Origin of the sequence: Ensifer sp. Root31 (assembly GCF_001424825.1) — a bacterium.
GTDB lineage: Bacteria > Pseudomonadota > Alphaproteobacteria > Rhizobiales > Rhizobiaceae > Ensifer > Ensifer canadensis.
Window position 1 is genome coordinate 137,785 of record NZ_LMCO01000012.1, and the last position, 20,398, is coordinate 158,182.

Below are 20,398 nucleotides of genomic sequence, written 5' to 3' on the forward strand. Positions count from 1 at the left end.
CAGATAGGGTGCGAAGATGGCTGGCCGATGTTATTGTTAGTAAGCAGCGCCTTGATTCGCTCGGCGTCAGCGCCTGTGAGATGGATAAGTAGTGAAGGCAGCCAATTTCGGGAACAAACCCGGGCCTAATTTCGTTGAAATTGAAGTGGTCGTAACAGAAGCGTAGGACTTCGGGCGACCGCAGGAGGCTTCCATGAGAGCCAATGACGGCGATGTTTTCGACCTCTTTTCGCAGACTTACGCAAGCGGAGTGCAAGAGAAGTTAAGTCTGCAGGAATATCTCCTCGCCTGTCGCGACGACAGGAGCATGTATGCCACGGCGCCAGAGCGCATGGTGGCTGCCATCGGCGAGCCGCAGTTGATAGACACGAGCGCGGACGAGCGCCTCGGCCGTATCTTCGCCAACCGCACCATCAAGATCTACCCCTCCTTTGCGGACTTCTATGGAATGGAGGATACGATCGAGCGGATCGTCGGATATTTCCGATATGCCGCGCAGGGGCTCGAGGAACGCAAGCAGATCCTTTACCTCTTGGGGCCGGTGGGTGGCGGCAAGTCGTCGCTTGCCGAACGTCTCAAGAAGCTGATGGAGCAGCAGCCGATCTACACGCTGGCCATCGACGGTAAGATAAGTCCCGTCTTTGAGTCACCCCTCGGCCTGTTCGACCGAGATCGCATGGGGGATCTGCTCGAAGACAAATACGGAATTGCGAAGAGGCGGCTCACCGACTTGGTATCGCCTTGGGCAACCAAGCGGCTGGACGAAATCGGCGGCGACATTTCGAAGTTCAGCGTCGTCAAACTCACGCCCTCGCGGCTGCGCCAGATCGCCATCGCCAAGACGGAACCGGGCGACGAGAACAACCAGGATATTTCCGCGCTCGTCGGCAAGGTCGATATCCGCCAGCTCGAGAATTTCAGCCAGGCCGATCCCGACGCCTATTCCTATAGCGGCGGGCTCAACAGGACTACGCAAGGGCTGCTCGAATTCGTCGAAATGTTCAAGGCGCCGATCAAGGTTCTGCATCCGCTGCTGACCGCCACGCAGGAAGGAAGCTACAACGGCACGGAGAACTTCGGCGCCTTCCCCTACCAGGGCGTCGTGCTTGCCCATTCCAACGAGTCCGAATGGCTGCAATTCAAGCACAACAAGAACAACGAGGCCTTTCTCGACCGGATTCTGGTCGTCAAGGTTCCCTATTGCCTGCGCGTCACGGAGGAACGGCTGATCTATGAAAAGCTGCTTCGCGAGAGCGAGTTGTCCGAGAGCCCATGTGCGCCCGAGGTGCTGGAGAACCTTAGCCGCTTCACGGTGGCGACGCGCCTCGCTCTACACGAGAACTCGCCGTCCTACACGAAGATGCGGGTCTATGACGGCGAAAACCTGAAGGATACCGATCCCAAGGCGAAGTCCCTGCAGGAATATCGCGATGCCGCGGGCGTCGATGAGGGCATGACCGGCGTCAGTACCCGCTTTGCCTTCAAGGTGCTGTCGGAGACCTTCAACTACGACACCAAGGAAGTCGCGGCCGATCCGGTTCATCTGATGTATATCCTGGAACAGGCCATCCGGCGGGAGCAGTTTCCCAAGGAGACTGAAGCGAACTATCTCGATTTCATCCGCTCGGAGCTCGCCGCTCGTTATGCCGAGTTCATCGGTCACGAAATCCAGAAGGCTTATCTCGAATCCTATAGCGAATATGGTCAGAACCTGTTCGACCGCTATATCTCTTACGCGGATGCCTGGCTCGAAGATCAGGACTTCAAGGATCCTGATACGGGTCAGATCCTAAACCGCAACGTTCTCGACGGCGAGCTGTCGCAGATCGAAAAGCCCGCAGGGATCGCAAACCCCAAGGATTTCCGCAACGAAGTCGTAAAGTTTACCCTGCGCGCCCGCGCCAGAAACAACGGGCGCAACCCCGCTTGGACAAGCTATGAAAAGCTCCGGGAAGTGATCGAGAAGCGCATGTTCGGCCAGGTCGAGGACCTTTTGCCGGTCATCAGCTTCGGCTCGAAGAAGGACAGCGTGACCGAGAAGCAGCACGCTGAATTCGTGGAACGCATGACCGAACGCGGCTACACCGAGCGTCAGGTGCGGCGGCTCGTCGACTGGTATATGCGCGTCAACAAGGCCGGTTGACGATGCGTAAGCGGGGGATGGGCACATGCCGAATTTCATCGATCGCCGGCTGAACCCCAAGGACAGGAGTCTCGGCAACAGGCAGCGCTTTTTAAAGCGGGTCCATGAGGAATTGAAGCGCACGATAAGGGATCAGGTAAAGTCGGACAGGATCATCGATGTGGACGCCGCCCACGGCGTTCCGATCCCGAAGCGTGGTGCGGACGAGCCCAGCTTCCAGCATTCGCGCAACAGTGGCGAGCGGCACTATGTCCTGCCCGGAAACGAGACCTTCTCGCCCGGAGACCGACTTAGGAAGCCGGAATCAGGCGGCGGTGGAGGGGTCGGCGGCCCCGGACGGGGCGAAAACACGGACGACTTTCTTTTCGTGCTGTCGCGCGAGGAAGTGCTCGATCTTTTCTTCGAAGATCTGGAGCTTCCGGACATGGTGAAGCTGAACCTGCGGGAAACCGTCAGCTACAAGTCCCATCGCGTCGGTTTCTCGACGGTGGGCACGCCCAGCAATATCAATGTCGGGCGAACGATGCGCAACAGCTTCGGGCGGCGCATGGCCCTGCGTCGCCCGAGCGAGAGGGAATTGCAGGCGCTTGCCGACGAGATCGCGGCACTGGAACGGGAGGAGCAACCGCCCCCGCAGCAGCGCCACAGGCTCTGGCATCTGCGCGAAGAACTGGAAGTGCTCGAACGGCGGCGGCGGCGTATCGCCTATGTCGATCCCGTCGACGTGCGGTTCAACCGTTTCGAACGTCAGCCTTTGCCGAATGCGAGTGCGGTGATGTTCTGTCTGATGGACGTCTCCGCCTCGATGGGGGAGCGCGAGAAGGATCTTGCCAAGCGCTTCTTCGTTCTCTTGCATCTGTTTCTCAAGCGTCGTTACGAGCGGATCGACATCGTGTTCATCCGCCACACGGATGAGGCGCGGGAAGTTGACGAGGAGACGTTCTTTTTCAGCAAGCAGAGCGGCGGCACGGTCGTTTCGACGGCGCTTGAGGAAATGCTCCGGGTCATCGAGGAGCGCTATCCCTCGAATCTCTGGAATATCTATGCGGCCCAAGCCTCCGACGGCGACAATGCCAACGGCGACTCGGAGCGGTGCGCCGAACTTCTGCGGGAATCGCTCATGCGTCTGTGCCAGTATTACGCCTATGTCGAGATCATAGACGAGCGCGAGAGCGGAATATTCGGGTCGACGGACAACGGCACCTCACTCTGGCGCGCCTACCGCACGGTCGACAGCGCGGTACCCAATTTCCAGATGACGCGCGTTGCAATGCCCGCCGACATCTACCCCGTCTTCCGCAAACTCTTTGCCCGGCATCAACCTGTTCAACTGCGCAAGTGAGGGGGCGATCGAATGGCAAGACGGCCAGCCTCCACCCTGCTGTTCGACGGTTCGGAATGGAACTTCGCGACGCTTTCGCGTGCCTATGATGCGATCGAGGCGATTGCGATCGGTGAGATGGGACTGGACGTCTATCCGAACCAGATCGAGATCATCTCCTCTGAACAGATGCTCGATGCCTATTCGTCCGTCGGCATGCCGCTGATGTATCAGCACTGGTCGTTTGGCAAGCGCTTCGTTTTCGAAAGTCAACTCTATCAAAAAGGCTATCGCGGATTGGCCTATGAACTCGTGATCAACTCCAATCCCTGCATCACCTATCTCATGGAAGAAAACACGATGCCGATGCAGGCGCTGGTCACCGCGCATGCGGCCTTCGGCCACAATCACTTCTTCAAGAACAACTATCTGTTCCGCCAGTGGACGGATGCCGGCGCGATCCTCGGCTACATGGACTTCGCCAAGAAGTACATCGCCAAATGCGAGGAGCGGCACGGTCTCAGTGCGGTGGAGGAGATACTCGATTCGGCGCATGCCCTGATGGATCACGGCGTATTCCACTATCGCCGCCCCCCCCGGCTCTCATCGGAAAAGGAGACGGCGCGGGCCCGGGAGCGGCTGGAATATGAAGAGCAGACCTATAGCGATTTATGGCGGACGCTGCCGACGGCAAGCGGAACATCCGGCATCGAGGAGGCGGAGCGCGAGGCTTCGGAACGGAAGAAGGCGCTTAACCTTCCCGAGGAGAATCTGCTCTACTTCCTCGAGAAGCACAGCCTGATCCTTGAGCCCTGGCAGCGGGAAATCTTGCGGATTGTTCGCGTTATCGCGCAATACTTCTATCCGCAAAGTCAGACCAAAGTGATGAACGAAGGATGCGCGACCTTCGTCCACTATTCCATTATCAATAGACTGTTCGACCAGGGCAGGGTCAGTGAAGGCGCAATGTTGGAGTTGCTGGCAAGCCACGCCAATGTGGTGTTTCAGCCTGGCTTCGACGATTCCCGCTTCTCGGGTATCAACCCTTACGCGCTGGGCTTTGCTATGATGCAGGATATCGAACGCATCTGCACCATGCCGACGCAAGAGGATCGGGACTGGTTTCCCACCATATCCGGCAACGGTGACCCATTGGGCACGCTGATCGGCGCCTGGGAGAACCACCGCGACGAGTCCTTCATTCTGCAATATCTGAGCCCGGCGCTGATCCGCAAATTCCGCCTGTTTCGTCTCTCTGACCGCGCGACCAACAAATTTTGTGAGGTCACTTCCATCCATAACGAGCAGGGGTACGCTGCCGTGCGTGCCGGGCTCGCTCGGAACTATGACCCCGTGGCCAATAGACCGGACATACAGGTGGTCGATGTCGATCTGCTGGGAGATCGGCAGCTTCGACTGAAGCACCTCATCAAGAACGGCATTCTGCTGGAGGAAAGCAATCGGGACGCGACACTCGCGCATATAAGCCGGCTTTGGGGATATGAAGTGAGCCTGGCAGGGATCGATGCGTCGACCAGTAAGGTCCTGTTTGAGTGCTCTTCCACAGGAGCGTGACAGCAAGCGAGCGGCGCCAGCGCGGGCCCTTTCACTCGACCGGCCGGTGCTTGTTGTTGAAGCTGAAGTGACTGATTACGCCCAAGAAACCCAAGAAGGGCGATGCTGATGAACAGGCTGTCCGCCATCCCAGCCGTCAAGAAGTGGCGCCGGAGCTTGAGGGTCACAAAAATCCGCCTCGAGATACAAGTGAGCGCCGACGCCGAACGGCGATCCGCGCGTTGGAAATGACTCGCGTTCTCCCCAGCTTGAGCGTTAACTGTGTTGTTCTGGGGGAGGAGGCAATCCATGGCCATGTATCTCACGCGCTTCAGCTACACGCCCGAGACTTGGGCGCGCATGATCGAAAACCCTGAGGATCGTCGCGAGGCGGCACGCACCTACATTGAGTCCGTCGGCGGAAAGCTCCATGGGTTCTGGTACGCCTTCGGCGAGCGAGATGGTTGGAATCTGTGGGAGGCCCCTGATAACGTATCGATGGCGGCTGTCGCGCTTGCGATCGGTGCAGGCGGCGCGCTCAGCTCTATGGAGACCACTGTCCTCCTCAGCGTCGAGGATACGCTGGACGCTTTGGAAAAGGCAAAGTCGATTCGGTATCGTCCACCGGCAGCGTAGGTGCCGGTCCACGGCTTCCGATCCATGTTGAAGAACGTGGTTCGGCTGGCTGTGCTTTCGCCGCCGCAGGCGCGACATGCATTTCGAAGAGACTGGTGAGTTGATCGGCTGTGAGGAAATTATGGCAGATCGGGCGGTTACCCCCATGCTTGCCGACGAACTCCGCGCAGCTGTCGCGAAGGCCGCACGCTACTATGCAACGCTGGGCTATGGCAGCTTTGCGCCGGGCAATGCCGACGGAGGCCTGACGACGATCGAGGAAAAGTCGATGGGCGCTTATGCAAAGTCCGGCGCGTCACCGATCGTTGGCCTGATCAAACCAGGCGATATCCCTCCGCATGGGGGCTTGTATCTAATGGACGTGGTGCCCGACGGAGAGGTGCGCTTCGGCTTTCCCAACATTTCGGACAATGCTGAGATCGTCGAAATGATTGCCTCAGGGTGTCATGCCGTCTTCTTCATCACCGGGCGCGGCTCTGTCTCGGGATCTGCGATCTCGCCCGTGATCAAAATCTGCGCCAATCCGGACACCTATCGTCGGCTCGAAGATGACATGGACGTCGATGCGGGCCGGATTCTGGAGGGGAGGGCGAACCTTGACGATGTCGGGCAAGAAATTCTCGCACTCCTTAAGGATGTAGCAAGTGGCAAACCGACGAAGTCCGAGGGGCTCGGGCATCAGGAGTTTATCCTGACCTACAAGTCCTTCGGGCCGATCGGCCCGGCTTGTCTACCGGTCTAGTCCCACCCATGGACTGGCAATTAAAAGCGGTTGTCTGACCTAAATTAGCCTGCCCTAATTCTCTGCGCCTATTAACACCGCCCGCCTATGCTATAATTATTTAGGGGAATTTTGCGTCCATACACGCGAAGCGGCAGGAGTGGCGAATGCTGCGCGAAAGTCGGGTCAACGGACTACGACAACCGACGAAAGCTTCGCGTCACAAGGCGCGCGCCTCCCTGTATGGTGGCGAGCGGCGGATCATCACCGCCCTCTGTTATGATCTTGTCGGGTCGACCAGGCTTCTTTCCCTGCTGGATATAGAGGATTACCAGGAACTGATCGCAGCGTTTCAGAATGCGGCGAAACAGGCGATAATCTCCCATTCCGGCGTCATGCAACTTGAGGCCGGAGATGGAGGCGTGGCGCTCTTCCCTATCGAGGTCGGTGAGAAGGATGCGGCATCGCTCGCCATTCGCGCAGGCCTCGGGATCGTCGAAGGTTGCGCGCGCGTCGGCCGGGAAGCTGGGCGCGAAGACTTGCACGTTCGCGTCGGGATTGCCACATCCATCGCCCTGATCCAGGAGACGGACGAGGGGAAGGGGCAACCGGTTACGAGTGCGGCACTGGCCATAGCCACCCGTCTGGAAGAGATCGCCGCACCAGACAGCGTTCTTGTTTCTGAGGACACGCGCAACCTGGCCGGCAGGTCGCATGCCTTCGTGTTCGAAGGCGTCAAGACGCTCAAGGGCTTTACCGTGCCGGAGAAGGTTTGGCGTGCACTTGGGCACAAGATCGAGGTCGATAGGTTCTACGCGTTCGGAAGCCTTGGCGGCCCGTTCATTGGTCGCGAAAGCGAGCTGAGCATGATCGCCGCCTGTTGGGAAAGGATTCCCGCCGAGGGGGGCGAAGTACTCCTGATCGAGGGAGACGCGGGCATCGGAAAGTCGCGCCTTCTGCGCGAAATCCGCAAGAAGACTCGCGACCGGCGATCAGGGCTGTTCTTCTTCCAGTGCCTGCCCGGAGGGCATCGCTCGACGCTGCATCCCCTGTTGAACAGCTTTATGGGCGTCATGTCAGGACAGGACGGTCAGGGGGGGCTGACGGCTTCCGCTGTGGCAGCGCTTTTTGAACGTAACGGCATACGCGACGCAGAAACGATCGAAACGTTCGCATACTTGCTGGGTGCGCTGGGACGAAATCAGCGGCTTGCCGACAACGGTCCCAAAGCCATCCGGGAAAAAGCTCTGCGCGCAGTGTTTCGCGCACTCGAGGCGTTGTGCGCAAATGGGCCGGTCGTCCTGGCCATCGAAGACATTCATTGGATCGATCCGACCTCCCAGGATCTGCTGGCGGAGGCCGCGCGAGTTGCGCGCCAACTTCCGATTCTCCTGGTCGTGACCTCGCGTCTCGGTTTTGCGGCGGATTGGCTGGATGCAGCCAACCCCACGCGTCTGACGCTGCTCCCCCTTGATCGTGACGAAACACGACTGGCCATAGAAGCAAGGTGGCCGGAGCACAGGCAGGCTATGCTTCCTGAACTCTATGACATCACCGAGAGGATATCCGGCGGCGTACCGCTCTTCATCGAGGAAATCTGCCAATGGGTCTCGCAGAACGTTGCGACGGATACGATGAGCTTATCGGAAAACGTTGGACCCACCCATGTATCCGCATTCGAGGGAATACTCGATGCACGCGTCAAGCACCTGGGCCCGGCCAGAGATGTGGCGCGAGCGGGCGCTATTGCCGGCACCTGGTTTACCCTATCCCTGCTTCGCGCGCTGCTGCCGGGTTTTGGCAAGAAGTCTTTGGCCAAGGCGGCTGATACCCTGTGCGACACGGGGTTCCTGATGAGGATCAGGGCGCCAGGGCATACGACCTATGGTTTCCGGCACGTTTTGATTCAGGAAACGATCTACAACGCGCTGCTGCGAAGGCAGCGGCAGGCATTGCATCGCCGGCTGTTCGGCGCTGTTAGCCAAAACCGCCAAATGGCGCCCTGGATCGACACCGGAACACTGGCCGATCATGCGGAACGGGCCGGGTTCATGGAAAGCGCAATCGATCTGTACATTTCGGCGGGCAAGGAAAGCTCGAGCCGGTCGGCGATGGTCGAGGCGCGCAACTATCTGGAGCACGGTTTGGCACTTTGCGACCAAGTGAGCCAAGGGCATCCGGTCGAACCCCTGCAGCTATCGGCGCTGACGTCGCTCGGTCCGATTCTGACCGGCCTTCTGGGACTGAACGCGCCGCCGGCTCGCAAGCTTTATGAAGATGGGGTGGTCATCGCCCGCCGACAGCCCATGGAAGATCAATCCAAGTGGTTTCCGATCTATTGGGGCTGGTGGCTCACTGGATCGGATTTTCGCGTCATGCGAGATCGCGCACGGCAGGTGCAGGCCATGCTGGCGGAAGCCGAAGACCCGGAAATACAGCTCCAGGTCAACCACTGCATCTGGGCGATCGATTTTAACCTCGGCCATCATCGGGAAACCCAGGATGCGGTCAAGGCGGGCCTTGCCCTTTACGATGAGCAGTCGGCGAAAACCAGCCGAATGTTGTTTGGCGGCCATGACGCCAAGGTTTGCGGTCTCGGGCAACTCGCACTTTCGCTGTGGCTGACGGGACAATCGAAAGCATCAAACGCGGCTCTGACGAAGATGGTCGCTTTCGTTGATCGGATATCCCACGTGCCGAGCAAGGCGCATTCACTTGATACGGAAGCGGTGTCCGCCTTTTACCGGGACGACTATGGGCGTCTCATCGAAATTTCCGAAAGAATGGCGAACTTCGCGAAGACCCATGAGATGCAGTCGCTGTCTGGTCTGTCGCTGCTCTTCGGTGGGTGGGCTCGCGCTCATGGCGAGAGCCTCACGAGCGGGCACACGATGTTTCGCGAGGGGCTGTCGCTCTTGCAAAACCTTGGCGCCGTCGCAGATCTGCCGATTTATCTCTACATGCACGCCACTCTGCTCGGGCTTGCGGACAAATATGTGTCGGCGATCGAGGTCACGAATGACGCGATCGAAAAGGCCAGGGAAACCGGTCATGCCTATTGGCTTGCCGAGCTTTACCGACGACGCGCTGTCCTTCATGCGCGGGGCAACACCACCACGGAACCAATTGTCGCCGACCTGCGCTCGGCGGTGGAAATTGCCGAGAGCCAGGGAGCAACGGCGCTTCTGAGGCGGGCGAGGCATTCAATTCAGGAGCTTGGCGTTGTCGTTGAGCTTTGAACCGACAGGCCGGAACACGGATTCGTCAAACCCTAGCGGGATGCTCGCAATCTTTCGCGGCCATATCATTGCCGACCTCGGCAAACCCCTGTCGCAGCTCGCAGGTCCCGAAGTGGACGATCGATGCCTGCGTGCAATTCTGCCGCTCTGTCGGCGCGCGCGCATAACCCGCCTCGGTGATCTGACCGGGCTTGACCGGATCGGGCTGCCGGTGGTGCAGACCGTTCGACCCGCCGCCCTGTCTGAAGTCACTTCGCTCGGGCGAGGTCTTGCCACGGCAAGCGCGGCAGTGGGGGCGATCATGGAATCGCTGGAGCGCTTCTACGCTGAAGCCATCCCGCCGGAGCGGGTGTTTCTCGCCACGGCCGATGAGCTCAAGATCGCTGGGGGCCTGTTTGAAAATCTTCTGGTGCCTGGCCGCCGGGGGACCTGGCGGGAAACGACGATACCGTGGATTACCGGCATCGATGTGGCGACAGGCCGGACGCAGCCGGTTCCCCTGGAACTTGTTCACACCTGCTACACGGATCCGCCGCCCGCCCATGATGGCTTGTTCATGCGTACGACCACGGGTCTTGCCTGTCACATGACCGTCGTCGGCGCGTTTCTGCATGGACTGTTCGAATGCATCGAACGCGACGCCATCGCGCGCGCTTTCGCCACCCACGGCTTCTTTGATCGAATGCGAATTTCGCCATTCGGGCTGGGTGACAGCGTTGATCACATACTGTCCGTCGCCGGCAAGCACGGCATATCCATTGGCCTTTGGCTTGCTCCTTCGCCGGCAAAAGTTCCAGTCGTCTGGTGCCAGACGATCGAGACGGGCCCAGGCGAGCCCATCCTTGCTCTTCCGACTGAGGGCTACGCGGCGGGGCCGAGCGTCGAGGCGGCGGCGTCAAGCGCAATGCTCGAAGCCTTGTCAGCACGCCCAGGGGCAATATCGGGTGCACGCGATGATCAAACCCGGGCGCATTATAGACGAAGCACCGATGCTGTCGTTGAGAAGGCCCGCCAGCTCATTCTCGGTGGCGCATTCGGGACGCCACCCCCGGCAATCGAAGCGTCCGCAATCTCCGATCTCAGATCGCTTGTCGACGCGGTCACATCCGCCGGGCTGGGGCCCATATTGGCAGTGCCCGTCGGAGCAGACGCTGAAACGGGAGTTCAGTGCATAAGGGCCATCCTTGCCGGAGCCCTTCCTTTTTCGATTTTGCGGTGAGTGTTCACATGGTCGATGCGAGCGAGGAAAGTCCGATCCTGGTGTTTCTTGGTCCGACTCTTCGGTTGGCCGAGGCGGAGCCAGTTCTTGACGCCATCTACCTGCAGCCCGTCGCGCAAGGCGACATTCTGCTCGCCGCCCACGCATTCCGCCCGCGTGCAATGGTCCTGATCGACGGCCAATTCGAAGACAGGCCGGCTGTCCGACACAAGGAAATCCTCTGGGCGATGGCACAGGGGATCGTCGTGATCGGCGCTGCGAGCATGGGCGCACTGAGAGCGGCGGAACTCGACGAATTCGGAATGATCGGCGTGGGCCTGATCTACAGGTGGTATCGGCGCTGGCGGCTCGCTCCCGATGATGCCGTCGCCGTTCATTCGGGGCCGCCGGAGCTTGGCTTCCTTCCTTTGACGGACTCATTGGTAGATCTGCAGCGGACGTTCGCCAGCTTGATGCGCAGAAATTTCATAACGGCTGCAGAGCGCGATTTGCTGACAACAATCACGCGAAACATGAACTTTCGAGAGCGGCAGTTGGAAGCGATCCTTCGCGCCGCGGGGTGTCGGCCGGAGAGGTTCAAAGAGCTGCGGAATGAGATGGTGAGACAAAAAAGACTGGACGCGCTGCTTGCGCTGGGAAGCGCGCGAGCCATCGCGGGGAAACGAAAGGCAACGCGTGCAAGCATCTCGTGGGTTGCGACGAACACCTTTGTTCGGGACCTTGAGGCGGGCGGCATTGACTCAAAATTAGTAAACACTTATAAATTGAATCCTTAATTGCCGGATTTTCAATCGAGAGGGGCAATTGTGCGATGCGTCTGCTTCGGGACGATGCCCTCGACTCTGGAACTGCGCGTCTCGGCACGCGTTTCTGGATTTATCCCCAGCCGCCCTTCATTCCCGGATACGAACAGCCCGATCGTGTGTGGCTGTCGATACCGCGTGACGAAATCGGCGAGGGCCCCAGCGACCTTTCCATGTATGTCGCTGATCCACTCTATGACAAGCGGCCCTACGGTCTAGCGGGTTTGCCGCCATTCGATGGGGCAAGGCGTGCGCCGGTGAGGCCAGGCCCGGATCGCCACTTCGACAACATCGATCCGACCTCCCGGCCATTTCTCGCCGTCCACGCCTACGCCTGCGTGCGTTTCGTTCTCGACATCTGGCAGAGTTATCTCGGGCGGCCGATCCATTGGTTCTTCGATCAAACCTTTCCCAGGCTTGAAATCGTTCCATTTGTCGATTGGGACAATGCGCAGGCGGGCTATGGCTTTCTGGAACTCGGCTGGTCCGACGTCGACGGCGTACTGCGACCCTATGCGTTGAATTTTGACACGATCGCGCACGAAGTCGGGCACCTCATAATGCTGTCGGAGACAGACGTGCCAACCGCGATATCGCCCGACGGCGACTTCTTTTCGTTCTCCGAAGCTTTTTCCGACTGTGTTTCGCTGATCTCGTTCCTGCATTTCGATTCTGCGATTGACCGGCTTCTGCGGCGAACGAGAGGCAATCTGCTGCTCTACAACGAACTGAACCGCTTTGCGGAAACCAGCCCCGAGAGGCAGATCCGCCTGGCGACCAATTTCCGGCAAATGTCCGCAGTGACCCACGAAGTGCACGACCGCGCGCTGCCGTTCGTCGGCGCCATCTTCGATAGTATCGTTGCGATTTACCATCGGGACCTGGTTGCAAATGGCTGCGCCGACAGCCGGCTTCTGGTTGTTGATATCCGGGAACTGGCGCGGGACGAATTCGATACGTTTCGTCAGGCGACGGCGGACGCATTCAGCATCAAGCCGCTGTATTTCAAGCTGGCACTGACCGCTGCACGCGACGCTGTGGGCGCGGCGCTTGCTACCGCATTGAGAACGCTTGATCCAAACACGCTGCGCCTTGACCAAGCGGCAAACGCCGTCATTGCCGCAGCGGACGGGGCGGTTGCCGAACTGCTGGAAGAGAATTTTGCGTGGCGTGAAATCATCGGTTCAAGGTGAGCCATAGGAGGGAAAGATGAGTGATTGCTATGTTAATCCTGTTGTTGGAGATGCAAAAGACCTGGAAGATCTAAAAGATATAATTGAATATAAGGCCTACCGCCCAGGAGATATTAGATTATATGGACGACCGGCGAAATTTTATGATAAACAAAGTAAAGATGAAAATATAAGAGGAATGCTATCTGAAATAGATGGCAAGATAAGAAGTATTGGCGAAACGTCAATAAGTGATGATATAGCAAGACTAATTGAGCAGATTATTGAGTATATAATGAAAAGCTCCGGGGTGGTCGGTGATGGAGTAACAATAGCCGTATTTGACGGAAAATCTTATAGTTTCCTTCCTGTTAGTTTGAGTGGTGATGTAGATTATATAAATAGCATTGGCGTGATTTATGGTTATGCGTATGAGGGGCATTGCTACAAGCTGCCAAAACCGCAGATCATGTGCCTATCTGAAAGACCGACGAAAATCGCCAAAGGCGATTGCGGCTGCGATTGTGGATTTGACCCGAAATTCGGTTACGCCGTTTGGTCGATCGACAAGCTCGAACGTGCCATATCTCTCGACATCCGCGCCGACGATCTCAAAACGCTGGTGCTGGACGAAAACCTGCCGGGCAACCGCTCGCCGCTCGCCTATGCGCAGACGATGGCGTTGGCTCCACAACGGCAACGGGACTATTAATTGGCGGCGGAGCCCCTACAAGGATGGAGACACCACTTTGTATGTGTGCGGCTCGACGCCGCTGCAAGGCCGATTGGGCGGGATAAATTCAGCGTGATGGAATGCCTCGCGCAAAATTCGTTGCGCCCAATTGCAAGCCGTTGGTTGGCATGGGTGCGGCTGGCATTGGCTGCTCTCACGATGGATCAGTTCGATGCCGGCTCTTGCACCTGGCCCGCCATGCTGGAGTCCTGGGACAACGATTTCGGCTCGACCGGATCGTGGGAGTGCAACGCCGGTAAGATGCCGTCAAGATCGAGCGGTCGCAGTGCCCCTTAGAAACAAATCCGCGCACATCCGCGCGCGCGCGGCAATCTCTTCGATGCGGGGCGCCGGTTTCTGACGCAGCATGGCGGCCCGCTGGGGTTCCATGACCATCATCCCGCGAAGCATCCCGCAAGCTGCGTGCGGATCTGCAAGCGTAAGGGCGCCGCGATCGGCCTGCTTGCGCAACCAATCCTCCATCAAGTTGTTGGTCTTGACGATCGCCTGCTCATAAAATGAGGTTGCGATCTCCGGGAAGCGGTCGGACTCGCCGATGACAAGGCGCGTGATGGTGATGGTATCGTCGGAGAGCGTCAGCATGCCATAGGCCGTCAGCATTCGCTCGAGACCCTGTCGCAGGTCCGTCGTTGCAAGCGTGCTCACATCCAGCGCCAGCAGGAAGCGGGCGATACGATCGGAAATCAGGTCCGAAAAGACGTCGGCCTTCGTCGGGAAAAGCCTGTAGAGCGTTTTGGTCGAGACGCCCGCCTCTTGCGCGATCGCCGCAATGCTGGCTGCTGCGTATCCGTTCTCGTGGAACTGCTTGTTTGCGGCCTCGATGATGACATTCCTGGTGTCCTCGTCGCACCGCACCTGGGGCCGGCCTCGCGATCTCTTCTCGATTTTGTGATTTTGGACCATCGTGAGTTTCCAAATTTCCGTTGACTTCGATTTTATAGCGCGTATTTTGGAAAATATCAAATTTCCAATTAACCAGAGGCCGTAGCCTTCGCGACCTGTTCCGGAGAATAACAATGCCTAGCAATAAGCTGCATGCCCTGAATAACAACGTCCCCGCCGCCGCTCATGCGGTTGCGGAAACGGTGCCTGCAACGCTCGATGCCGGCAAGCCGCAACGCGTCGCAGAGCTGGCCGGGTTGGGCGCTGAAGCAAGGACGGCCGGCAAACGCTCGGGCCGCTCTGTGCTCATCGGGGCAACTGCGCTCGCGTTGATTGCCGCCGCAGCCTATTTCGGCCATGACTATTGGACGGTTGGCCGCTTCCACGTGTCAACGGATGACGCCTATGTGAAGGCCGACTCCAGCACGATCGCTCCGAAGGTGTCCGGCCATATTATCGAAGTGCTTGTCAGCGACAACCAAACGGTCATCGCTGGTCAACCGCTTGCAAGAATCGACGATCGCGATTTCAGATCCGCGCTCGACCAGGCGAAGGCTGATGTCGCTGCCGCCGAGGCTACGCTTTCTGCCAAGGAAGCCGCCCTCGACATCCAGCAATCGACGATCGCCGCAGCACGCGCGACCGTCGACGTCGACAAGGCCAACGAGACCTTCGCGCAACAGAATGACAAGCGCTATTCGAATCTTGCGACCACAGGATATGGCCCGGTGCGGACCGCTGAGCAGGCAGCCTCGCAGATCGGGGTAGCCAGGGCCGCCGTCGCGCGCGACAGCGCCGTTCTCGACGCCGCGATCAAACAGGTTGATCTTTTGAACGCCGAGGTTGCCCAGGCAAAGGCCGCTCTTGCCCGTGGCCTGGCCCTTCAACGCCAGGCCGAACTCGATCTTTCCTATGCGACCATCCTCGCGCCTGTTGACGGCTCGGTGGGCAACCGCACGCTAAGGGTCGGCCAATATGTTCAGGCCGGCACGCAGCTGATGTCGATCGTGCCAATCACGGCGGTCTATGTGATCGCCAATTACAAGGAAACACAGTTGACCGACGTGCATGCCGGTCAAACTGTCGATCTCGAAGTCGATATGTTCCCCGGCCGCACCTATCATGGCCGTGTCGACAGCATCGCGCCGGCAAGTGGCCAGGAGTTCGCCCTGCTTCCGCCTGATAACGCCACGGGCAACTTCACAAAGGTCGTCCAACGGATCCCGGTCAAAATCATTCTTGACGGTAAAAGCGCCGCTACCGGCGATCTTCGCCCCGGCATGTCGGTGCAGCCGAGTATCGACACCAAAGCTGCCGCTCAGGGCAACCGGGTCTGATGGCAAAGGTGAGGAGATTGCAGCCATGTCCTCCGAAATTTCAACCACCACAGTCGCCTCGCCGCCGCGGGCCAGCACCAGAGATTGGATCGCCGTACTCGCCGGCATGATTGGCGCGTTCATGGCCATTCTCAACATCCAGATTACCAATGCCTCATTGCTCGATATCGAGGGCGGCATTGGTACCGGCATCGACAATGGCGCCTGGATCTCCACCTCCTACCTGATCGGCGAAATCGTCGTCATTCCCTTGACGGCCTATTTTAGCAGCGTCTTCTCGTTCCGCCGATACATTCTGGTAAACTCCGTTCTCTTCCCGTTGTTTTCGATTGCCTGTGCCTTTGCTCACGACCTTGGAACGATGATCCTCCTGCGAGGGCTGCAGGGCTTTGCCGGTGGGGTTCTGATTCCCATGGCGTTTACCATGGTACTGACCAAGCTTCCGAAGACGCAGCAGCCGCTCGGCCTGGCGTTCTTTGCGCTATCGGTCACGTTTGCCCCGGCAATCGGCCCGACGATCGGCGGCTATCTGACCGAAAACTACGGTTGGCAGTCTATCTTTTTCATCAACGCCGTACCGAGCGCCCTCATGGTCGTTGCCCTTGCCCTGACGCTCGACAAGCAGCCGATGCAGCTCCACCTGCTGAAGGAAGGTGACTGGGCAGGAATCATTGCGATGACCGTCGGGCTCGCCGCTTTTCAGACCGTGCTTGAGGAAGGCAACAAGGAGGATTGGTTCTCCTCTCCATTCATCGTCAAGCTCAGCATCATCGCCTTCGTTTTCCTGGCCGCTTTCATCTGGATTGAACTCACCGTGAAGAAGCCGCTGGTGAACCTGCGTCTGCTGACACAGCGCAATTTCGGGATCGGCGTTGCCGTCAATATGCTCGTCGGTGTCGCGCTTTTCGGAAGCGTTTATATTCTGCCGCAATATTTGGGCCAGGTGCAGCGATACAACGCCGAGCAGATCGGCAACGTCCTGGCTTGGACGGGTTTGCCGCAGTTGCTGCTCATTCCGCTCGTCCCTGTCCTGATGAAACGGTTCGACGTCCGTTACATCGGTTTCCTCGGCATCTCGATCTTTGCAATCAGCTGCTTCATGAACATTACCCTTTCGGCGGACAGTGCCGGCGATCAGTTCTGGATCCCCAACATCGTGCGTGCGATCGGACAGGCGCTGGTGCTGACGCCGATCACCGCCATCACCACGGCTGGCATTGCTCCGTCCGACGCCGCTGCGGCCTCTGGGCTGTCCAACATGCTGCGCAACCTCGGCGGCGCCATCGGCACGGCATCGCTCGGCACGATCCTTACGAAGCGCGAGCAGTTCCATTCGAACATCATCGGCCAGTCGGTGACCCTTGCCCGGGAGGAGGTCCGCGACCGTCTCTCCCAGACTGCCAGTTACTTTATGGCGCACGGCGTTTCCGACCCGGTTCTTGCCAGTCACAAGGCGATCGCGGCTCTGGGCCAAGTCGTTCGACGCCAGGCGCTCATTCTGGGTTTCAGCGACACCTTCGCTGTCATCGGGGTCGTGCTCGCAATCGCTGCGGTTGCTTTGTTGCTGACCCAAAAGCCGGGCGCTGGAGGCGGCGCCGGTGCTCATTGAGCCCCTCGCAAAAACCATCTTTCTGAAGATAGCGGTCATGTTGCCAGCGCCGAGCCCCAAGGGGCTTCGCGCTGCACAAGGGGGAAGGTACGCAACGGAGGGTTGATCGTGGCATGTTGCTCCAACGCGGAATTACACAGGGGAAATGATGCGTATTGCCATGACGATCGGGCTGTTGCTCGCCATGAGCGCAGCGGCAAAGGCGGAGACGCTCTATTACGGCTCGCGTGCCGGCATGGAGGTGACGGTGGTGAAGAAGTCGAACATCGGGACGACTCACGCCAAAATATTCACGAAACACACGCGGGAGAATGCCACCGCCTTTTGCCGGGAGTACGTGCAGAAGGTAACGCCGAAGTGCATCGCGGACGAACTGAAGGTGGAGCTGCTGACGGAAATCTCGGCCAACTGCAAAACCGGCACGTTCATCACGCTCAATGGACAAGGCTACCAGTTCAAAGGGTCGAACCCGGACTATGATCCGACCGGGATGAGCACCGAATACCTACTGGTCGAGGAAGGCGGCGGGGAGCCGTTGGACGGCTCGAGCGCCTCCGGCTACGATGTAGCCTTGGACCAGTACAAGGCGTTGTGCCCGAACCGGGTGCAGTAATCCGGAAATCCGCCTGGCTGTGTGACAGCCAAAACCGGTGATCGCCGACATGGGCAGAATGAACGGACGATGGCGCTAGACCGCACTCTTCGCGGGGCACGACGCCGGGGCCGAAAGCTCAGCCACTATCGCCACGCTCATTGAGACCTGCAAGCTCAACGCCATCGATCCCTTGACCTACTTGACCAGCACACTCACCGCCATCGTCAACGGGCCACAAGCAGCAACATCGGCGAACTCCTGTGGTGGAATTATCCGATCAAGGTGCGATCGGGATACCGCGTATGCTGCGTCTGGCACCGCGTACTGTATTTCTTCCGCAGATAGCTGGTCAGCGCACGCTCGCGTGGCACTAAAAGCGGACCTCTAGACGTTCGACAGGGTCCTTGGTGAAATCGGAATATCGCATCCACCGAGGGACGACCTTAAACAAGACGGCACCATTCTCGACAAACTCTCTCTCAACTGGAACGCTTTCAAGATGCGCTTTCTGGTATTCCTGCATTTCGGAGGCGGAAACCTTCATGGCGTCGCCCTCATATTGAACCGTGATATTCTTGTCCCAGCCGACGACAAGTGCGACGCTTGTTCTATCTGACAGGTTCTCGAACTTGCGGGTCTGCTCGGAGGTATCGAACACGATTTCGAGGTTGTCACGCACCGAAAAGTCAATGGCCGCAGCTTCAGGCTTGCCGTCTGCATGAGATGTTGCGATCACCGCCAGGGTGTGCTGGCGCAAGAATTCCAAGATGACTTTCTTGCCTTGAGCGTTGTCCATGGCTGAAGTCCCCCGAGATAACGTAGAGGGTATCGAGAGGATGCGAATTCGCGGCATCCTCACGCCTGAAGCCTGACATAGCGCCGGAGGGGGCAAGGTGCGACATCGGCTCCCTCCTCAACCTGGACAATCTCGATGGCCGTTTCCAAATCCTTTAGCGCGAGATCGGATAGGTCTTCTCGGATTTGCGCTCGAAGGCCGCCTGCGTGAAGGTGACAGCGGAGGTCGCCGTATTCACCGGCTCGTGCGCTTCTTCCAAATCGACGCGCTAGAGCCGGCGCAATGGCCGGAAAGCGGCGCGCAACTCGGCGCTGAAAAGCTCCGGTTCTTCCCACGCTGCGAAGTGTCCACCCTTGTCCACTCGGTTGTAGTAGATCAGGTTGTGGTACGCTCGTGCCGCCCAGTGCTTCGGCGGCCTGTAAACCTCTCCCGGGAATATCGTCACGGCCGCCGGGATCGCAATAGGAGCCAACTTGCTGTTGCCGGCGCTGCTTTCCCAATAGATCCGGCCGCTCGAGGTCGCGGTGTTCGTCAGCCAATAAAGCGTGATGTTGTCAAGGATCTCGTCGCGGCCCAACGCGCGTTCCGGCTCGCCGCGTGTGAACACCCAGTCGGCGAGCTTGTCATAGAACCATGCTGCCAGTCCAACCGGCGAGTCGGCAAGGCCATACCCGACGGTTTGTGGACGCGTTCCCATGATTGCCGCATAGCCGAAGCCCTTGCTGAGGAACTCCCTGGCCTGGTCAAAAACTGCCCGTTCCTCGGCGGTCAAATTCGCCGGTGCAGGATCACTACTTCTCAACGCCCGAGCAACTTCCGGCGGGATGGTGGTCGAGCGCTCAATCCTGTTCACATGAATGCCGAGCAGACCCGCAGGAGCCTGACGGCCCATCGCATCGGAAATGATGGCGCCCCAATCGCCGCCCTGTGACACGTAGTTTCCATATCCGAGGCGCTTCATCAGGGCGTCCCAGGCGCGAGCGACGCGATCCGGGTTCCAGCCGGTACCTTTGGGCTTTTCCGAAAAGCCGAACCCTGGAATGGACGGAAGCACGACATGGAAAGCATCTTCCGCCGTCCCTCCATGCGCCGTGGGATCGGTCAGCGGGCCAATGACTTGCAACAGTTCGAAAACGGAACCGGGCCAGCCGTGGGTCATGATGAGCGGCAATGCGTTCGCATGACGCGAGCGCACATGGATGAAGTGAATGTCGAGGCCGTCGATATCAGTCAGAAACTGCGGCAAGGCATTAAGCTTCGCCTCTGCCTTGCGCCAATCGTAGTCAGTCTCCCAGTAGCGCACCAGCGCCTGAAGCTTCGCCAGTTGTACGCCCTGGGAGCGGTCATCGACCGTTTCAGGGTCTGGCCAGCGTGTCGCGGCAAGGCGCTGTCTGAGATCGACGAGCTCTGCCGCCGGGACATCAACGCGGAAGGGGCGAACTTCGCCGGCCTCCAAAGGCGTCGTGGTGTTCGCTTGGGCGACAGCGCTGGCAGGGCGAGACACCGCAAGGGCTGCCGCCACCGCTCCATTTAAGAGCAGAGCCCGGCGCGACAGCGCAAAAGCGTTGGCGGTTTTCTCAGCGGTCATTTTCACACTTCCTTCTCTCTGCTTTCGAG

At 58.8% G+C, this 20,398-nt stretch carries 16 protein-coding genes and 1 pseudogene; 14 read left to right on the forward strand and 3 right to left on the reverse strand.

From position 1 onward, the window contains the following. The first annotated feature begins 193 nt into the window (after window positions 1–193). From ASD00_RS12620 to ASD00_RS12665, 10 genes are all read left to right on the forward strand, one after another. A complete protein-coding gene (locus ASD00_RS12620) occupies window positions 194–2,143 on the forward strand; it encodes a PrkA family serine protein kinase (protein WP_057206879.1) in 1,950 nt (649 codons plus the stop codon). A 25-nt stretch (window positions 2,144–2,168) separates the two neighbouring features. Next, window positions 2,169–3,485, forward strand: coding sequence for a YeaH/YhbH family protein (locus tag ASD00_RS12625; protein ID WP_057206881.1), 1,317 nt, complete (start codon window positions 2,169–2,171; stop codon window positions 3,483–3,485). A 12-nt stretch (window positions 3,486–3,497) separates the two neighbouring features. Continuing rightward, window positions 3,498–5,039 carry a SpoVR family protein gene (locus ASD00_RS12630; RefSeq protein ID WP_057206883.1) on the forward strand — a complete coding sequence of 514 codons (1,542 nt, stop codon included), beginning with the start codon at window positions 3,498–3,500 and terminating at the stop codon, window positions 5,037–5,039. A 288-nt stretch (window positions 5,040–5,327) separates the two neighbouring features. Continuing rightward, window positions 5,328–5,654 carry a GYD domain-containing protein gene (locus ASD00_RS12635; protein ID WP_057206885.1) on the forward strand — a complete coding sequence of 109 codons (327 nt, stop codon included), beginning with the start codon at window positions 5,328–5,330 and terminating at the stop codon, window positions 5,652–5,654. A 76-nt stretch (window positions 5,655–5,730) separates the two neighbouring features. Next, window positions 5,731–6,396, forward strand: coding sequence for a UxaA family hydrolase (locus ASD00_RS12640; RefSeq protein WP_244494274.1), 666 nt, complete (start codon window positions 5,731–5,733; stop codon window positions 6,394–6,396). Between the two features lie 146 nt (window positions 6,397–6,542). After that, entirely contained in the window at window positions 6,543–9,614 is a 3,072-nt protein-coding gene (locus ASD00_RS12645; protein ID WP_057206888.1) for an AAA family ATPase, read from the forward strand. A 40-nt stretch (window positions 9,615–9,654) separates the two neighbouring features. After that, complete coding sequence (locus tag ASD00_RS12650; RefSeq protein WP_082523533.1) at window positions 9,655–10,833, forward strand: YcaO-like family protein; 1,179 nt, start codon at window positions 9,655–9,657, stop codon at window positions 10,831–10,833. 8 nt (window positions 10,834–10,841) lie between these two features. Continuing rightward, window positions 10,842–11,609, forward strand: a complete 768-nt coding sequence (locus ASD00_RS12655) for a TfuA-like protein (protein WP_057206890.1) — start codon at window positions 10,842–10,844, stop codon at window positions 11,607–11,609. A gap of 35 nt (window positions 11,610–11,644) precedes the next feature. Next, window positions 11,645–12,829 carry a hypothetical protein gene (locus tag ASD00_RS12660; RefSeq protein ID WP_057206892.1) on the forward strand — a complete coding sequence of 395 codons (1,185 nt, stop codon included), beginning with the start codon at window positions 11,645–11,647 and terminating at the stop codon, window positions 12,827–12,829. 16 nt (window positions 12,830–12,845) lie between these two features. After that, window positions 12,846–13,520: a hypothetical protein gene (locus ASD00_RS12665; protein WP_057206894.1), complete on the forward strand. Its 675-nt coding sequence runs from the start codon at window positions 12,846–12,848 to the stop codon at window positions 13,518–13,520. A gap of 288 nt (window positions 13,521–13,808) precedes the next feature. On the opposite strand, the gene ASD00_RS12670 is transcribed toward ASD00_RS12665, so the two are convergent. Beyond that, window positions 13,809–14,465 carry a TetR/AcrR family transcriptional regulator gene (locus ASD00_RS12670; protein WP_057206895.1) on the reverse strand — a complete coding sequence of 219 codons (657 nt, stop codon included), beginning with the start codon at window positions 14,463–14,465 and terminating at the stop codon, window positions 13,809–13,811. Between the two features lie 113 nt (window positions 14,466–14,578). Between ASD00_RS12670 and ASD00_RS12675 the strand changes: the two genes are divergently transcribed. The 4 genes and pseudogenes from ASD00_RS12675 to ASD00_RS38680 all read left to right on the forward strand — a co-directional run. Then, window positions 14,579–15,781 (forward strand): HlyD family secretion protein, encoded by a 1,203-nt coding sequence (locus ASD00_RS12675; protein ID WP_057206897.1) that lies wholly within the window; start codon window positions 14,579–14,581, stop codon window positions 15,779–15,781. 25 nt (window positions 15,782–15,806) lie between these two features. Next, complete coding sequence (locus ASD00_RS12680; protein WP_057206899.1) at window positions 15,807–17,390, forward strand: DHA2 family efflux MFS transporter permease subunit; 1,584 nt, start codon at window positions 15,807–15,809, stop codon at window positions 17,388–17,390. 148 nt (window positions 17,391–17,538) lie between these two features. Next, window positions 17,539–18,003 carry a hypothetical protein gene (locus ASD00_RS12685; RefSeq protein WP_057206901.1) on the forward strand — a complete coding sequence of 155 codons (465 nt, stop codon included), beginning with the start codon at window positions 17,539–17,541 and terminating at the stop codon, window positions 18,001–18,003. Window positions 18,004–18,085: 82 nt separating this feature from the next. Continuing rightward, window positions 18,086–18,330: pseudogene (locus tag ASD00_RS38680) on the forward strand (transposase domain-containing protein); the annotation flags it as partial. A 25-nt stretch (window positions 18,331–18,355) separates the two neighbouring features. Here ASD00_RS38680 and ASD00_RS12690 read toward each other — a convergent pair. Together ASD00_RS12690 and ASD00_RS12695 are read right to left on the reverse strand one after the other, a co-directional pair. Further along, window positions 18,356–18,781 carry a pyridoxamine 5'-phosphate oxidase family protein gene (locus tag ASD00_RS12690; RefSeq protein ID WP_057206903.1) on the reverse strand — a complete coding sequence of 142 codons (426 nt, stop codon included), beginning with the start codon at window positions 18,779–18,781 and terminating at the stop codon, window positions 18,356–18,358. A gap of 268 nt (window positions 18,782–19,049) precedes the next feature. Further along, the gene (locus ASD00_RS12695) at window positions 19,050–20,369 is read right to left on the reverse strand and encodes an epoxide hydrolase family protein (protein WP_057206904.1); all 1,320 of its coding nucleotides are present in this window, start codon (window positions 20,367–20,369) and stop codon (window positions 19,050–19,052) included. Window positions 20,370–20,398: the final 29 nt, after the last annotated feature.

Coding starts and splice junctions, on each gene's coding strand:
- ASD00_RS12620 (WP_057206879.1), top strand. CDS start 194: ATGAGAGCCAATGACGGCGATGTTTTCGACCTCTTTTCGCAGACTTAC.
- ASD00_RS12625 (WP_057206881.1), top strand. CDS start 2,169: ATGCCGAATTTCATCGATCGCCGGCTGAACCCCAAGGACAGGAGTCTC.
- ASD00_RS12630 (WP_057206883.1), top strand. CDS start 3,498: ATGGCAAGACGGCCAGCCTCCACCCTGCTGTTCGACGGTTCGGAATGG.
- ASD00_RS12635 (WP_057206885.1), top strand. CDS start 5,328: ATGGCCATGTATCTCACGCGCTTCAGCTACACGCCCGAGACTTGGGCG.
- ASD00_RS12640 (WP_244494274.1), top strand. CDS start 5,731: ATGCATTTCGAAGAGACTGGTGAGTTGATCGGCTGTGAGGAAATTATG.
- ASD00_RS12645 (WP_057206888.1), top strand. CDS start 6,543: ATGCTGCGCGAAAGTCGGGTCAACGGACTACGACAACCGACGAAAGCT.
- ASD00_RS12650 (WP_082523533.1), top strand. CDS start 9,655: ATGCTCGCAATCTTTCGCGGCCATATCATTGCCGACCTCGGCAAACCC.
- ASD00_RS12655 (WP_057206890.1), top strand. CDS start 10,842: ATGGTCGATGCGAGCGAGGAAAGTCCGATCCTGGTGTTTCTTGGTCCG.
- ASD00_RS12660 (WP_057206892.1), top strand. CDS start 11,645: ATGCGTCTGCTTCGGGACGATGCCCTCGACTCTGGAACTGCGCGTCTC.
- ASD00_RS12665 (WP_057206894.1), top strand. CDS start 12,846: ATGAGTGATTGCTATGTTAATCCTGTTGTTGGAGATGCAAAAGACCTG.
- ASD00_RS12670 (WP_057206895.1), bottom strand. CDS start 14,465: ATGGTCCAAAATCACAAAATCGAGAAGAGATCGCGAGGCCGGCCCCAG.
- ASD00_RS12675 (WP_057206897.1), top strand. CDS start 14,579: ATGCCTAGCAATAAGCTGCATGCCCTGAATAACAACGTCCCCGCCGCC.
- ASD00_RS12680 (WP_057206899.1), top strand. CDS start 15,807: ATGTCCTCCGAAATTTCAACCACCACAGTCGCCTCGCCGCCGCGGGCC.
- ASD00_RS12685 (WP_057206901.1), top strand. CDS start 17,539: ATGCGTATTGCCATGACGATCGGGCTGTTGCTCGCCATGAGCGCAGCG.
- ASD00_RS12690 (WP_057206903.1), bottom strand. CDS start 18,781: ATGGACAACGCTCAAGGCAAGAAAGTCATCTTGGAATTCTTGCGCCAG.
- ASD00_RS12695 (WP_057206904.1), bottom strand. CDS start 20,369: ATGACCGCTGAGAAAACCGCCAACGCTTTTGCGCTGTCGCGCCGGGCT.